The organism is Methylobacterium sp. SyP6R (assembly GCF_019216885.1).
In the GTDB taxonomy this organism is placed as follows: Bacteria; Pseudomonadota; Alphaproteobacteria; order Rhizobiales; family Beijerinckiaceae; genus Methylobacterium.
In genome coordinates this window covers 4976124-4990918 of sequence record NZ_JAAQRC020000001.1, presented here as the reverse complement: position 1 = coordinate 4990918, position 14795 = coordinate 4976124, and the positions used below count along the sequence as shown (strand labels likewise).

At 71.3% G+C, this 14795-nt stretch carries 11 protein-coding genes and 1 riboswitch; of the genes, 6 read left to right on the top strand and 5 right to left on the bottom strand.

Annotated elements, in window-relative coordinates:
* Positions 1-16: 16 nt before the first annotated feature.
* Positions 17-2200, bottom strand: coding sequence for a transglycosylase domain-containing protein (locus HBB12_RS22880; protein WP_236991459.1), 2184 nt, complete (start codon positions 2198-2200; stop codon positions 17-19).
* Positions 2201-2424: 224 nt separating this feature from the next.
* Here HBB12_RS22880 and HBB12_RS22875 point away from each other — a divergent pair, with 224 nt between their 5' ends.
* Positions 2425-3285 carry a type 1 glutamine amidotransferase gene (locus HBB12_RS22875; protein ID WP_236991458.1) on the top strand — a complete coding sequence of 287 codons (861 nt, stop codon included), beginning with the start codon at positions 2425-2427 and terminating at the stop codon, positions 3283-3285.
* Positions 3286-3535: 250 nt separating this feature from the next.
* Here HBB12_RS22875 and HBB12_RS22870 read toward each other — a convergent pair whose 3' ends face one another.
* The 4 genes from HBB12_RS22870 to HBB12_RS22855 form a co-directional block, all read right to left on the bottom strand.
* Positions 3536-4999, bottom strand: coding sequence for a methyl-accepting chemotaxis protein (locus HBB12_RS22870; protein WP_236991457.1), 1464 nt, complete (start codon positions 4997-4999; stop codon positions 3536-3538).
* Complete coding sequence (locus HBB12_RS22865; RefSeq protein WP_236991456.1) at positions 4996-5337, bottom strand: hypothetical protein; 342 nt, start codon at positions 5335-5337, stop codon at positions 4996-4998. Before HBB12_RS22865 ends, HBB12_RS22870 begins: the two co-directional genes overlap by 4 nt.
* 228 nt (positions 5338-5565) lie before the next feature.
* Positions 5566-6717 carry an acyltransferase family protein gene (locus HBB12_RS22860; protein ID WP_236991455.1) on the bottom strand — a complete coding sequence of 384 codons (1152 nt, stop codon included), beginning with the start codon at positions 6715-6717 and terminating at the stop codon, positions 5566-5568.
* A gap of 128 nt (positions 6718-6845) precedes the next feature.
* Positions 6846-7220 carry a restriction endonuclease gene (locus HBB12_RS22855; protein ID WP_236991454.1) on the bottom strand — a complete coding sequence of 125 codons (375 nt, stop codon included), beginning with the start codon at positions 7218-7220 and terminating at the stop codon, positions 6846-6848.
* Positions 7221-7371: 151 nt separating this feature from the next.
* Positions 7372-7484, top strand: a riboswitch (TPP riboswitch).
* A gap of 58 nt (positions 7485-7542) precedes the next feature.
* Between HBB12_RS22855 and thiC the strand changes: the two genes are divergently transcribed.
* The 5 genes from thiC (at position 7543) to HBB12_RS22830 (ending at position 14643) form a co-directional block, all read left to right on the top strand.
* On the top strand, positions 7543-9423 hold the full coding sequence (gene thiC / locus HBB12_RS22850) for a phosphomethylpyrimidine synthase ThiC (RefSeq protein WP_236991453.1): 1881 nt from the start codon (positions 7543-7545) through the stop codon (positions 9421-9423).
* A 12-nt stretch (positions 9424-9435) separates the two neighbouring features.
* Positions 9436-12156: an ATP-binding protein gene (locus HBB12_RS22845; protein ID WP_236991452.1), complete on the top strand. Its 2721-nt coding sequence runs from the start codon at positions 9436-9438 to the stop codon at positions 12154-12156.
* A 201-nt stretch (positions 12157-12357) separates the two neighbouring features.
* The gene (locus tag HBB12_RS22840; protein WP_236992866.1) at positions 12358-12771 is read left to right on the top strand and encodes a response regulator; all 414 of its coding nucleotides are present in this window, start codon (positions 12358-12360) and stop codon (positions 12769-12771) included.
* Positions 12772-12773: 2 nt separating this feature from the next.
* A complete protein-coding gene (locus HBB12_RS22835; protein ID WP_236991451.1) occupies positions 12774-13805 on the top strand; it encodes a sensor histidine kinase in 1032 nt (343 codons plus the stop codon).
* Positions 13806-14259: 454 nt separating this feature from the next.
* The gene (locus tag HBB12_RS22830; protein ID WP_236991450.1) at positions 14260-14643 is read left to right on the top strand and encodes a hypothetical protein; all 384 of its coding nucleotides are present in this window, start codon (positions 14260-14262) and stop codon (positions 14641-14643) included.
* Positions 14644-14795 lie beyond the last annotated feature (152 nt).

Below are 14795 nucleotides of genomic sequence, written 5' to 3'. Positions count from 1 at the left end.
ATTCGTCGGACCATATTCAATCGACCCCGAACAGCCGCTCCAGGAAGTTCTTGTCCTCCCGCGTCGGGCCGCCCCGCTGCGGGGCCGGCTGGCGGGCCGGGGGCTGGCCGCCGCCGACGAGGTCGTCGATCAGGCCGCCCAGCGAGGGCGGCTCGGCGGGGGCGGGGTTGGCGGAAGCGACGGCGGTGCTGCGCCGCCAGCGGGCGGCGCCCGGCAGGGGCACCGGCTTGTCGCCGCGTAGCGCCGCACTCATCACGCGGTTCCAGATCTCGACCGGCAGGTTGCCGCCCGACACCTTCTTCGTCGGCTCGCCGTCGTCGTTGCCGAGCCAGACGCCGGTGACGAGGGTCCCGGAGAAGCCGATCACCCAGGCATCGCGAAAATCCTGGCTGGTGCCGGTCTTGCCGGCCAGATCCCAGCCCGGGATGTCGCCCTTCTTGGCGGTGCCGCTGACGAAAACCTCGTGCATCATGGCGTTCATCATGCCGACCGCGTCGGGGGCGATCACCCGGCCGAGGCTGCTCGGGGCGCGCTTGTAGACGGTCTTTCCGTCTGAGGTCTTCACGCTGGCGATCACGTAGGGGATCACCCCCATGCCGCCATTGGCGAAGGCCGCGTAGGCGCCCACCAACTCGAGCGGCGTGACCTCGGAGGTGCCGAGCGCGATCGAGGCATTGGCCTGGAGCGGCGAGGTGATGCCGAGGCGCTGCGCCGTCTGCACCACCGCCTTCGGGCCGACCTCCATGCCGAGGCGCACCGCCACGGTGTTGAGCGAGTGGGCGAGCGCGTCGCGCAGGGTTACGGGGCCACTGTAGTTGCGCGAGTAGTTCTCCGGGTTCCAGCCCTTGATGTTGATCGGCGCGTCCTCCCGCACCGTGTCGGGGGTCAGGCCGCGCTCGACCGCCGCGAGGTAGACGAAGGGCTTGAAGGCCGAGCCGGGCTGGCGCTTGGCGGTGGTGGCGCGGTTGAACTGGCTCTGGGCGTAGTCGCGCCCGCCGATCAGCGCCCGGATCGCCCCGTCCGGCCGCATCGTCACGACGGCGCCCTGGCCGACATTGTAGCGCCCGCCCTTCTGGTTCAGCTCGTCGACCAAAGCCCGCTCGGCCACCGCCTGGATCGCCGGATCGACGGTGGTCTGCACCGAGACGTCGGTCTCGATCTTGCCGACGTAATCGTCGAGCACGTCCATCACCAGATCGGCGACGTAGTTGGCCGAGCCGCCGCCCTTCGCCCGCGCAGGTCTCGCCGGCTGGGCGAGCGCCACCTTCACGTCGGCGGGCTTGGCGAACCCCAGCTCCTGCATCGCCGCCAGCACCTGGGCGGCGCGAGCCTGGGCGGCCGGCAGGTTGCGGTTGGGGGCGAGCCGCGAGGGCGCCTGGACGAGGCCGCCGAGCATCGCGGCCTCCGCCAGCGTCACGTCCTTGGCGGGCTTGGCGAAGTAGCGCTGGGCCGCGGCCTCGACGCCGTAGGCGCCGGCGCCGAAATAGACCCGGTTGAGGTAGAGTTCGAGGATCTCGTCCTTGGTGTATTTGTGCTCGAGCCAGAGCGCCAGGATCGCCTCCTGGATCTTGCGCGAGGCGGTGCGCTCCTGGGTCAGGAAGAGGTTCTTGGCGAGCTGCTGGGTCAGGGTCGAGCCGCCCTGGGCCACGCCGCGGCGGGTCAGGTTCTGGCCGATGGCGCGGGCGATGCCGACCGGATCGATGCCGAGATGGGAGTAGAAGCGCCGATCCTCGATCGCCACGAAGGCGCGGGGCAGGTAGGGCGGCAATTCGCGGATGCTCACCGTGCGCCCGCCGGTCTCGCCGCGATTCGCCAGCAGCGAGCCGTCGGCGGCCAGGATCGCGATGTTGGGCGGGCGCTTCGGCACCGCGAGCTGGTCGATCGGCGGCAGCTGCGAGGCGTGGTAGGCGACGATGCCGGCCAAAGCCACCAGGCCCCACAGGCCGAGGATCATCGTGCCGTAGACCAGGGTGCCGAGGAACGAGCGCCGGCGGCGCCGCGGCGCGGCCGGCGCGCGGGCCGACCGTTTCGGCGCCGTCTTCCCCTTGGAGTTGTCCCTGCCCTTGGAGTTGTCCTTGGCCACGCCGCCCCCCGCCCGGTCCCCGCGCGACAGGCGCAGGTCGAGGGAAGCCGGATCTCCGGATCCATCCGCCTCGAATCGCGGCTCGACCCGACCCTTCCGCTCGCGTCCCTTCGCCATCCCGCCGACTTCCCCTTCGCCCCCGGACATTCGTCCCCCGCGGGGCGTCGCCGGCCCGCTCGGGGCATTCAAGAGACGCTAAATGAGGCGGGTTTAAGGGCCGTTAACCGAAATTTTGTCGAATAATCACCGAGACTTAGCATCGTTGCAGCAGGGCTGCGGCAAGCCGTTCCGGGAACGGCCCGTTCCGGGGAGCGTTGCGGAGGCTCTCACAAGGAGCCGACATGTTGCACCTGCTGGTGGCGGATGGGAACGACCGGGCCGGCCGAGAGACGCATCTCTCGGTCTGCGACAAGACCTCCGCCGAGACCTATGCGGGCATCCTGCGCGCGCTCGCCCCGGACGCACTCTGCCATCTCGTCGCCCCGGCGGATGCGGGGACGGTGCTGCCGCGGGCGCTCGCCGATTGCGACGCCCTCGTGCTCACCGGCTCGACCCTGCACGTCGAGGAGGGCGGGCCCGCGGTGACCCGGCAATGCGACCTGGTGCGGACGGCGCTCGCTGCCGGGCTCCCGGTCTTCGGCTCGTGCTGGGGCGTGCAGGTGGCCGCCACCATCGCGGGGGGGCGCGCCGCCCGCAACCCGCGCGGACCGGAATACGGGCTCGCTCGCGCCATCCACCGCACCGAGGCCGGGGCGGGGCACCCGCTCCTCGACGGGCGCCCGCCGGCCTGGGACGCGCCGGCGATCCATGACGACGCCGTCATCGACCCGCCGCCGGGCAGCCGGGTGCTGGCGGGCAACGACCGCCTCGACGTCCAGGCGATCGAGATCCGCCTCGGCGAGGGGGTGTTCTGGGGCACGCAATACCATCCCGAGCTCGACCTCGACGAGGTCGCGGCGATGCTGCGGCTCTCCGCCAGCGGGGTGGTGGAGGCGGGTTTGTGCCCGGACGAGGCCGCGCTCCATGCTTACGCGGATGCGTTTCGCGATCTGCACCACGACCCGGAGGGGCGTCCCGACCTTGCCTGGCGCCTCGGGGTCGTGGCCGAGGTCCTGGAGCCGGAGCGGCGTCGGCGGGAGATCGGGAATTTTCTCGATCGGTTGGTGCGGCCGCGGAGCAGCCGCGCCCGAGCGCCTGTCTGAGGGGTGATCTGAAAGAGAAAGGGGGTGGAGCATCCCACCCACTCACCTCATCCTGAGGTGCGAACGAAGTGAGCCTCGAAGGAGGGCTCCAGAAGGCACTGAGGTATCTGGAGCCCTCCTTCGAGGTCGGTCGATCTTCGATCGCGTGCGATCTCCGATCGCCAACACCTCAGGATGAGGGTGTGGGTGGGATTTGCACATCTATCGGATTTTTTCGACAGGAGGCCTGCTCACACAGTCCCCGAAGCGCTCACGCCGCCCGCACGCCCTGCAGGAAGCGCGCGACCTCGGCCCCGAGATGATCGGCCTGATGGGTCAGGGCATCGGCGGAGGCGAGCACCCGGCCGGCGGCGGAGCCGGTGTCGCCGGCGGCCTGCGCCACGGCGCCGATCGTGGCGGTGAGCGAGCCGGTCCCGGCGGCGGCCCGGTCCATGGCGCGGATGATCTCCCGGGTCGCCGCGCCCTGCTCCTCGACCGCCGCGGCGACGGCGGCGGCGACCCCGTCGATGCCGCGGATGCGCCCGCCGATCGCCTCGATCGCCCGCACGGCATCGCCGGTCGCACCCTGGATGCGGCCGATCTGGCCGCTGATCTCCTGGGTCGCCTTCGCGGTCTGGCTCGCCAGTTCCTTCACCTCGGCGGCCACCACCGCGAAGCCGCGGCCGGCCGCGCCCGCCCGGGCCGCCTCGATGGTGGCGTTCAGCGCCAGCAGGTTGGTCTGGTCGGCGACACCCGAGATCAGGCTCACCACGTCGCCGATCCGCGAGGCGGCCTCGCTCAGCTCGCCGACGAGCGCAGCGGTGCGGTCGGCCTCCGTGACCGCGGCGCGGGCGAGGCCGGCGGATTCGCCGACCTGCTGGCCGACCTCGCGCACCGAGGCGCCGAGCTCCTCCGTCGCCGCCGCGACGGCACCGACATCGCCGGCCGCCTGGCCCGCGGCGGCCTCGGCCTCTGCCGAGCGCGCGGCGGCGCTGCCCGCCTTCTGCGACATCGCATGCGCCGTCGCCTGCAATTCGCCCGCCGCCGCCGCGACCTCGCCGACGATGCCGCCCACCGCCGCCTCGAACGCCGCCGCCATCCGCATCACGCTCTCGCGCCGATCGTGCTCGGCCGCCTCGCGGGCGGTCTCGCCCTGCCGCTCGAGGTCGCGCAGGCGCGCCATCTGGCTTTGCGCCTCGCGCTCGGATCGCGCCAGCCCCGCCAGCGTCCCGGACACGGTGCGGCAGATCCAGGCCAGCATCGCCGCCTCGATCGTCAGGATCCCGGCATGGAGCAGCACCCTTTGCAGGCTCGCTCCCGTGGGGAAGACGGCGCCGGGCAGGACGAGGTTGAGGACGAGGTGGTGCAGGGCCGTGGCAGCCGTGGCCGCCAGGATCACCCGCCAGTCGCACCAGCCGGCGAGCACCGCCAGGCAGGCGAAGAAGTACATGTGCAGGTCGATCTGCCAGGGATGGCCGGCGCTGGCGTAGAGCAGTACGGCCGCCATGCCGACGAGCGCCAAAGCGGTGGCGATCCGGGTCCGGAGCCCGGTGGGGTCGCGCCACCACGACAGGGTGGCGAGGGTGGCAAGCAGGGTCGCGGCGCCGGCCGGCGCCAGCGTACCACCCTCGCCGGGCAGGAGCGGTATCACCGCCGCGACCGGGACGTGGGCCCAGAGCAGGCCGATCAGGATGCGGGCGTAGGAACGGCGGAGATCGTCGGCGTCGGTCATCATCGGGCAGCGCTCGGTGACGGAGAAGAAGCGTCTTGTGGGTCAGGTCCCGGGCCGCAGCCGCCGGCGACGACCGGGTCGAGCACCAGCCACGCCCCGGCGCCGTAGAGGCGTCCGACGAAGCCCGCCTCGCTCGACCGCGCCACGACGAGGCCGGCCGCGCCCGTCCGCACCAGCACGCCGCCCGCCGCCGCCACGATGCCGGCCGCCTCGGCGATGCCGCTGCCGGGCCGGCCGAGCACGGCCACCGCCTCGGAGCGTGGCACGGCGACGACGAGGAGTGGCGCAAGCAGGAGCAGCAACAGGCCGGCGCCGTCCCGGAGGCGGAAACACGCTTCCATCTGGGTCCGCCCCGGTTCCATGACCTTGGCGGAATCTGTGCGGAAATCGCTGATGATCGGTAAAGACTTGCGACCATTGCGCCGCAGCCCGTCCGGCTAACCGTAAGTCAGGACGTGAGGGAAGACATGCCCTGCGCCCGCCGGGCTGTGAAACGGCGCCCCTTGCGGGAGCGCCGTCGCCGAGCCGAAGACTCGTGGAAGAAGACTCGTGAACGGAGATCCGCGGGATCAGGTCGCGCGAGCGGAGGCGAGGCCCGGTGCCGGGGTGGCGCGCTCCTCGCCGACGAGGTGGAAGGCGGCGGGCCGGCGGAACAGGAACCGGGCCGGGGTGTGGCGGACCAACCGCTCGATCCCGAGGGGCACGGCCACCGCGGTCGCGGTGACGAGGAGCGAGACGACCCCGACATCGGCGATGATCCCGCTCTTCACCAGCACCGTGCGCAACCCCGCCATCGGCAGGAAGAAGGCGAGGTAGATCACGATCGAGCGCTCGCCGCAGGCCCGGAGCATCGCCGTGACGGGGCCGCCGGCCCGGGTCAGCAGGGCCGCGGCGCTCACGATGGCGAGCGCGCCGGCGGCTCCCAGCACCAGGCTCACCCCCGGCAGGCCGGCCAGGTTCGGATGAGACGGGAAGCCGGTCGGCGTGAAGACCAGCGCCCCCTCGATCCCCGCCCAGGCGGCGAGGCCGACGAGCGCGAGGCCCGACCGCGCCCGCACCCAGTCGGCCAGCGCGAAGATGCGGGCCGCGAAGAGATAGCCGGCGACGAAGTAGACGAAGCGGGCGCAGAATTCGTCGATGAGGGTCGAGCCGGTATGGACCGGGGCCAGTTGCAGCAGGGCGGCGCCGATCAGCAGCACCGGGCCGGGCACCCGGCGCAGCAGCTTCACGGCGACCGAGAACACCGCCAGCAGGTAGATGAACCAGAGGGTCGAGTAGGGCTCGATCAGGCCGTGGGCGAGATGGGCGAGGAACGCGCCCGGGCCCGCCCCCTCGGTGATCTGGCCGTACTTCACCGCCGATTGGAGCACCATCCACAGCAGGTAGAAATAGGCGAAGTGGACGATGCGCCGGTCGGAAAAGAGGCGCCAGTCGCGATCGACCACGCGGCCGACGAACAGGCCCGACAGGAGGAAGAAATCGGGAATCCGGAACGGTTTGGCGAATTCCACGACGTGGTGCATGAAGCCCTCGCCCCCCATCGCCTCGCCGACCCCGAGGGTGGAGTGCATCATCACCACCAGGATGATGCAGATGCCCTTGGCGACGTCGACCCAGGCGAGGCGCCCCGTCTCCGGCGCGGCGTGCGGGCGGACCGGCGGGCGGACCGGATCGTCCGGCCGGACCGAGAGGGCGGGTTCGGTGTTGGGACGGGCGGACATCGGGCGTCTCCACGAGGACGGCCCCGAGGCTCGCAGGGAGACGTAAAGATCGGAGCCGGACCGGCCGGTCGAATCGCGCGAAGAATCGTCGGGATCGATTCACCCTGCTGCCGAAGACCCGGCGTCTCTCAACGAAAGCTCCGCTTGGTCTCCCGCCGCGTCCGGGTCATCCGCGTCGCGGTGTGGAAATCGTCCGGCTTGCCGCGCACCCAGGCGAGGAAGCGGGCGATCTCCGGCTCGGCCCGCAGGCTCTCGACGTCGCTGAGGCGACGCGCCAGCTCGGCCTCGCTGTGGCGGGCATGGATCGCGGAGTGGCAGATCTGGTGCAGCTGCACCGTCTCGCCATGGGTGCCGCCCTTGAGCTTCGGCGTCAGGTGGTGCCGGCTCTGGCGGGCGCCGGGCGGGATCGGCCGCTCGCAGAGCGGGCAGATCACCGGGTTGCGGGCGCCCGGGCCGTGCGTGGAGGGATCGTCGTCGCGCCAGCGCCGGTCACGGCGTCCCAAGGCCAACTCCTGAAAGACGGGGAAGTCCCCCGTATCTGGGGCGCCGGCTGGGCGGGGTTCAAGGCCGCGCAACCGCCACCGCGGCCGCCGGGATGCCGCAGCGTTCCTTCAACCCGCGATTGACAAACCCCACCCGCCGCCGGACAGTGGTGCCGTTACCGAGGGGAGCCCCCGCCGACAGGGGCTGAGATTGGACGAGCGTGCGTCCTGACCCTTGAACCTGATCCGGTTCGTACCGGCGGAGGGACGGGAACCTGCCATGATCGACGTTGCCCGTGCGTCCTCGCGCCTCGAGGCCGGATCGTCTCCCCCGGAGAGATCCATGAACGCACCGATCCTCGCCAAAGATCTTCCAACGAGCGTCACCACCGGGCCGATCACCGGCTCGGCGAAGGTCTATGCGTCGCCCAGGGACCGCCCCGACTTGGCGGTGCCCTACCGGGAGATCGTGCTGACCGATCCGGGCGAGGCGCCCGTGCGGGTCTACGATCCCTCCGGCCCCTATACCGAGACGGGCGCCCGCATCGACCTGCAATCCGGCCTGCCCGAGATCCGCGCCCCCTGGATCGAGACGCGCGGCTATGCGGCGGTGGCGCCCCGGGCGGTGAAGCCCGAGGATAACGGCTTCGTGGCCGAGGACAGGCTGGTGGCGCCGTGCCCGGCCGCCCGCACGATCCGCCGGGGCGGCCCGGGCCAGAGGGTCACCCAGTACGAGTTCGCGCGGGCCGGGATCGTCACCGACGAGATGATCTACGTCGCCCATCGTGAAAACCTGTGCCGCGAGGCGATGCTGGCGCAGGCCGAGGGCGCGCTCGCCGATGGCGAGAGCTTCGGGGCGGCGATCCCGCCCTTCATCACCCCCGACTTCGTGCGCGACGAGGTGGCGCGCGGGCGGGCGATCATCCCGGCCAACATCAACCACACCGAACTCGAGCCGATGGCGATCGGCCGCAACTTCCTCGTCAAGATCAACGCCAATATCGGCAACTCGGCGGTCACCTCCTCGGCGGCCGACGAGGTCGAGAAGATGGTGTGGGCGATCCGCTGGGGCGCCGACACCGTCATGGACCTGTCGACGGGGCGCAACATCCACAACATCCGCGGCTGGATCCTGCGCAACGCGCCCGTGCCGATCGGCACGGTGCCGATCTACCAGGCGCTGGAGAAGGTCGGCGGCGACCCGCTCAAGCTCGACTGGGAGGTGTTCAAGGATACCCTGATCGAGCAGGCCGAGCAGGGGGTGGATTACTTCACCATCCATGCCGGCGTGCGCCTCGCCCATGTGCCGCTCACCGCGCGGCGGGTCACCGGCATCGTCTCGCGCGGCGGCTCGATCATGGCGCGCTGGTGCCTCGCCGGGCACCGGGAATCGTTCCTCTACGAGCGCTTCGAGGAGATCTGCGACATCTGCCGCGCGTACGACGTGTCGTTCTCCCTCGGCGACGGCCTGCGCCCGGGCTCGATCGCGGACGCCAACGACGCGGCGCAATTCGCCGAGCTGGAGACCCTGGGCGAACTGACCAAGATCGCCCATGCCAAGGGCTGCCAGGTGATGATCGAGGGCCCCGGCCACGTGCCGATGCACAAGATCAAGGTCAACATGGAGAAGCAGCTCGCCGAGTGCGGCGAGGCGCCGTTCTACACGCTCGGCCCGCTCACCACCGACGTGGCGCCGGGCTACGACCACATCACGTCCGGCATCGGCGCGGCGATGATCGGCTGGTACGGCACGGCGATGCTCTGCTACGTGACCCCCAAGGAGCATCTCGGCCTGCCGAACCGCGACGACGTGAAGACCGGCGTCATCACCTACAAGATCGCCGCCCATGCCGCCGACCTCGCCAAGGGCCACCCGGCGGCGCAACTCAGGGACGACGCCCTGTCGCGGGCCCGGTTCGACTTCCGCTGGGAGGATCAGTTCAACCTCTCGCTGGATCCCGACACGGCGCGCGCCTACCACGACGAGACTCTGCCGAAGGACGCCCACAAGGTCGCGCATTTCTGCTCGATGTGCGGCCCGAAATTCTGCTCGATGAAGATCACCCAGGATCTGCGCGCCGACGTGCTCGCCATGGAGGCCGCCGGTGAGGTGATCGCGAAAGCCACACCCTTGAGCGAAGCGGAGCGGGAAGCCGGCATGGCCCAAAAATCGGCGGAATTCCTGGGCGAGGGCGGGAGGCTGTACGTCGAAGCCGGCGAGTAAGGATTCTCCACGATGCCGATGCAGGCCCCCGCCACCCCGCCCGGGCCTGCCCCGTCCCCTGTCCCGGGATCTCGGCGTCCCGGCTCGATCGTGCGCCGCCTGGTCGTCTTCGGCCTCGGCCTGGCGGTGCCGATCCTGATCTTCGGCGGCGTGGTGCTGTGGCAGTTCGCCGGCGCCGCCCGCGGGCGCCTGGAATCGGAGGCGCTCGGCCGTGCCAGGATCGAGGCGGCGGCGGTCGACCGCGAACTCGCCAGCCTCATCGCCACTCTCGAAGCCCTGAGCCTCTCCAACGCGCTCCAGCGCGGCGACGTGACGGCGTTCCGCGAGCAGGTGCAGGAACTCGCCCGCCGCAGCGGCCTGCCGACGATCCTGCGCGATCCCGACGGGCGGCGGCTGATCGATCTCGGCAGCGAACCGATCCCCGAACGGATCGACGCCGCGGACGCCGCGGCCCTCGGTGGCCGGCCGGCGGTCTCGGGCGTGATCGACGGACGCTTCCGGGTGACGGTGCCGGTGATGCGCCGGGGCGGCGAGGCGGTGCTCTATCTCCTGTCCTTTTCCCTGCCCACCTCGCGGCTGCGCGACGTGCTCGCCTCCGGCGGCGTGCCGAAGGACTGGGTGATGAGCGTGATCGACCGCGACCACCGGGTGCTGACCCGCACCCGGTTGCCGGAGCGGTTCACCGGCGCGCAGGCCCCCGACGAATTGCGCGCCGCCACCGGGCCGGAGGGCCACTGGCGCGGCAGCTCGCTCGAAGGCGAGCCGTTCTTCATCGCCTATGCGCGGGCCGGGGTGCCGGATTGGCGCGTCGCCGTCGGGGTACCGGAGGAGGCGCTGGCGGCGCCGGTGCGCGCCTCCCTCGTCTGGTTTGCCGGGCTCGGCGTCATGCTCTCGGCGATCGCGGCGGTGCTGGCGCTGGCCTTCGCCCGCGGCATCGCGGCGCCGCTCCACGCCCTGCGCGACCAGGCGGTCGCCCTCGGGCTGGGCCGCGCGGCGCCGGTGCTGGCCGGGGTGCCGGCGGAGGTCGCGGCGGTGAGCGCCGAGATCGCCGGCGCAGCGCAGCGCCAGCGCGAGCGGACGGCCGAGCGGGCCCGGGCCGCCTCGGCGCTGCGCGCCGAGACCCAGCGCCTGGAGGTGCTGAACCGCCTCGGCACGGCGCTCTCGAGCGAGCTCGACCGCCAGCGCCTCGGCGACGCGGTGGTGGAGGCCGCCACCCACCTGACCGGGGCGGCCTACGGCGCCCTGTTCGAGCGGGTGCCGGAGGGCCCGGACGGGCCGGAGCATTGGCGGCTCCTCAGCCTGACCGGGGGGCCGCGCGAGGCCTTCACCCGCTTCGGCCTGCCGCGGGTGACGAACCTGTTCAGCGCGACCTTCGCGGCCGGCGGCGTGGTGCTGAGCGAGGACGTGACGACCGATCCGCGCTACGGCAGCCATGGCGGCATGCCGCACGGCCACCTGCCGGTGCGCAGCTACCTCGCGGTGCCGGTGGTCTCCGGCACCGGCTCCACCCTCGGCGCCCTGCTGTTCGGCCATCCCGAGCCGCACCGCTTCGGGACCCGTGAGGCCGCCGTGATCGAGGGCCTCGCCGGCCAGGCGGCGGTGGCGATGGACAATGCCCGCCTGTTCGCCTCGGTGCGGCGCGAGCAGGACCGCTTCGCCGCCGCCGTCCAGGCGGTGCGCGGCGTGCTCTGGACCAACGGTCCCGACGGCCGGATGACCGGCGACCAGCCGGCCTGGGCCGCGCTCACCGGTCAGAGCCCTGAACAGTACGAAGGCTATGGCTGGGCCGAGGCGGTGCATCCCGACGACCGCGCCGCCAGCGTCGAGAGCTGGAACGCCGCGGTGGCCGAGCGCCGACGCTACACCCACGAGCACCGGGTGCGCCGCCACGACGGGGTCTTCCGCACCTACGCGATCCAGGCGGTGCCGGTGCTCGATCCCGACGGCACGATCCGCGAATGGGTCGGCGTGCATTCCGACATCACCGAGCAGCGCGCCGCGGAAGCCGCGTTGCGCGAATCGAACGAGGAGATCCAGCGCTACGCCTACATCGTCAGCCACGACCTGCGGGCGCCGCTCGTCAACATCATGGGCTTCACCAGCGAGATCGAGGCGAGCCAGGACGACATCCGGACCGCGCTCGCGGGTCGGCCGGACGCCGCGCGAATCGACGCCGACCTCGCCGAATCGGTGAGCTTCATCAAGGCGGCGATCACCAAGATGGACGGGCTGATCAACGCCATCCTGAAGCTGTCGCGCGAGGGGCGGCGCAACTTCCAGCCCGAGCCCCTGGCGATGACCGCCCTGGTCCAGAGCCTGGCCGACGCGCAGCGCCACCAGGCGGACACGGTGGCTGCGGTCATCACCATCGGCGAGTTGCCCGACATCGTCGCCGACCGGGTGGCTTTGGGGCAGATCTTCGGCAACCTGATCGACAACGCGATCAAGTACCTGGCGAAGGACCGGCCCGGCCGGATCGCGGTGACGGGCACTCTCTCGGACGGGCTCGCGGTCATCCGGGTGAGCGACAACGGCCGCGGCATCGATGCCCGGGATCACGCCCGGGTGTTCGAGCTCTTCCGCCGCTCCGGCGTCCAGGACCGGCCGGGGGAGGGGATCGGGCTCGCCCATGTCCGCACCCTGGTGCGGGCGCTCGGCGGGCGGATCGACCTCGAATCGGAGTTCGGAGCGGGAACGACATTCACGGTGACGCTGCCGCTCCGGCAGGCCTGAGCGGCGGTGCAACGGCAGATTAACGTGACCGGCATGTTTTCTACGCCAGCCGCGTGTCCACGGCGCCGGAAAATGGTCTAGAGAGTGTGTGACGGGAGCATGTCTCCCGCGGTCGGCGCGAGCGCGCGCGAGGAAGAGGCGTCCCGGCCGGTCCGGGTTTCCGCCACGGGGAGTTGTCAGGTGCCGGCCGTACACATCGTGATGATCGAGGATGACGAGGGCCACGCCCGGCTGATCGAGCGGAACATCCGCCGCGCCGGCGTGAACAACGTCATCGAGTCGTTCCGGGACGGAACGTCCGCCCTCGCCGCCCTGTTCGGGCCCGACGGCAGCGGCGAGATCAATGCCGGCCGGCCGCTCCTGATCCTGCTCGACCTCAACCTGCCGGACATGACCGGCATCGACATCCTGCAGAAGGTCAAGTCGAACCCGCACCTGAAGCGCTCGCCGGTGGTGATCCTGACCACCACCGACGACCAGCGCGAGATCCAGCGCTGCTACGATCTCGGCTGCAACGTCTACATCACCAAGCCGGTGAACTACGAGGGCTTCGCCAACGCGATCCGCCAGCTCGGCCTGTTCTTCGCGGTGATGCAGGTTCCGGAGAGCGCCTGACCGTGACCGAACCGGTCCGCCTGCTCTACATCGACGACGATCCCGGGCTGGCGCGGCTGGTGACCCGCACGCTGGCGGCCCGCGGCTGCGCGGTGGTGCACGCCCCCGACGGCGAGACCGGCCTCGCCCTCGTGGCGGCCGAGCCCTTCGACGTGGTCGCCCTCGACCACCACATGCCGAACGAGACCGGGCTCGAGATCCTGCCGCGCATCCGTGCCCTGCCCGAGGCGCCGCCGGTGATCTACGTCACCGGTTCCGAGGACAGCCGCGTCGCCGTGGCGGCGCTGAAGGCCGGCGCCGTCGACTACGTCTGGAAGGACCTGCAAGGGCATTTTCGCGACCTGCTGGCCGAGGCGGTGGCCACCGCCGTGCTGCAGGACCGCACCCGCCGCGAGAAGGAGCGGGCCGAGGCCGAGGTGCGCGAGGCCCGCGACCGGGCCGAACTGCTCCTGCGCGAGGTCAACCACCGGGTCGCCAACAGCCTCGCCCTGGTGGCGGCGCTCGTGCGGATGCAGGCCAACGCCGTCACCGACGCCGCCGCGCGCGCCGCACTCGAGGAGACCCAGACCCGCATCACGGCGATCGCCGGCATCCACCGGCGGCTCTACACCTCCGACGACGTGCGGGTGGTGGCGGTCGACGCCTATCTGGCGACCCTGGTCGAAGATCTCGACGGGGCGATGAATGCCACCGGCCAGCGCCACCGCATCCTGCTCGACGCCGCCCCGGTCGAGGTGGCGACCGACAAGGCGGTCTCGCTCGGGGTGATCGTCACCGAGCTCGTCACCAACGCCTACAAATACGCCTATCCCGAGGGCGTCACCGGCGAGATCCGCATCACCGCGCGCCGCGACGGCGATCATCTGCGCCTCACGGTCGCCGATGACGGCGTCGGCTGGCAGGGGGCGGGCACCCCGCGCGGCACCGGGCTGGGCTCGCGCATCGTGCGCGCCATGGCGTCGAACCTGCGGGCGCAGATCGATTACGCGCAGGCCGAGCGTGGCACGGCGGCGAGTATCGACATCGCGTTGTGATGGGTTCTGGCTTGGTTGTTTAGGGCGGTAGTGAAATCGATACATTCACTCGCAGCCGACGCCTCGATCTGCATTGAGGGCAACGACGCTGCGACCGGGCTCTCCCCCCTCCGATGACCCGCGCGTGAACCCTCCCCCCTCTGCGGGGGAGGGTGGACCCTGCGTCAGCAGGGGCCGGGAGAGGGGCCGCGCGACGGTGGTCCAGCGCGCGCCCTTCAGAACAGTTCAGTCCTTTCCGGAACGTGGTTCCCCTCTCCTGGCTCACTGTGTTCGCCACCCTCCCCCGCAGAGGGGGGGAGGGTTCACGCGCGCCTCCACCCCAATTCCATAAAATTGTTTAAAACACCGAAACCCCACTTTAATGCAGTCTTAAAGCCCCTGCCGGCCGTTAACATCCGGGTAGGGCTCATCGCGGCTAACTGGATAGGAATAGATCGCTCGAAAGGACTTCGCAGTGTTCGAGACCAGCAGCCTTGCCGCGGCGCTTCCGCCGGCCGCGGTCGAACCGATCGTGCGGATCAGCCCCCCTCCCGCGACCAAGGCCCCCGTCGACCCGCCCCTCGACCCGGCGGTGACCTACGACCTGAGCCCCGATGCCCGGAAGGCGGTCGCGCGCGGCACTGCCGCGCCGGCTGACAGCTCCGAGTCCAAGGCCGACCGGGCCCATTACCGGCGCGATGCCGACAGCCAGCAGATCGTTTTCCAGGTCGTCGGCCCGGATGGATACGTCGTCGAGCAATTGCCCTCCGAGGCCATCCTCCGGGCGCGGACCTATGCCCGCGAGGCGGAGGCCGCCCGATCGGCGGAGATCGGGACCTCGGTGGCGCGCTCGGCCTGAGGCCACGATCGCGGCCGCGATCCGGAATCGGCACCGATCTATCGAGGATCGGCACCGATCCGTTATGGATCGGCACCGATCCGTTATGGATCGGCCTGATGGCCGAGCATCGCGGCCGCCCCATATCCTGTAGCATCGCGCTCCGAGAGCCG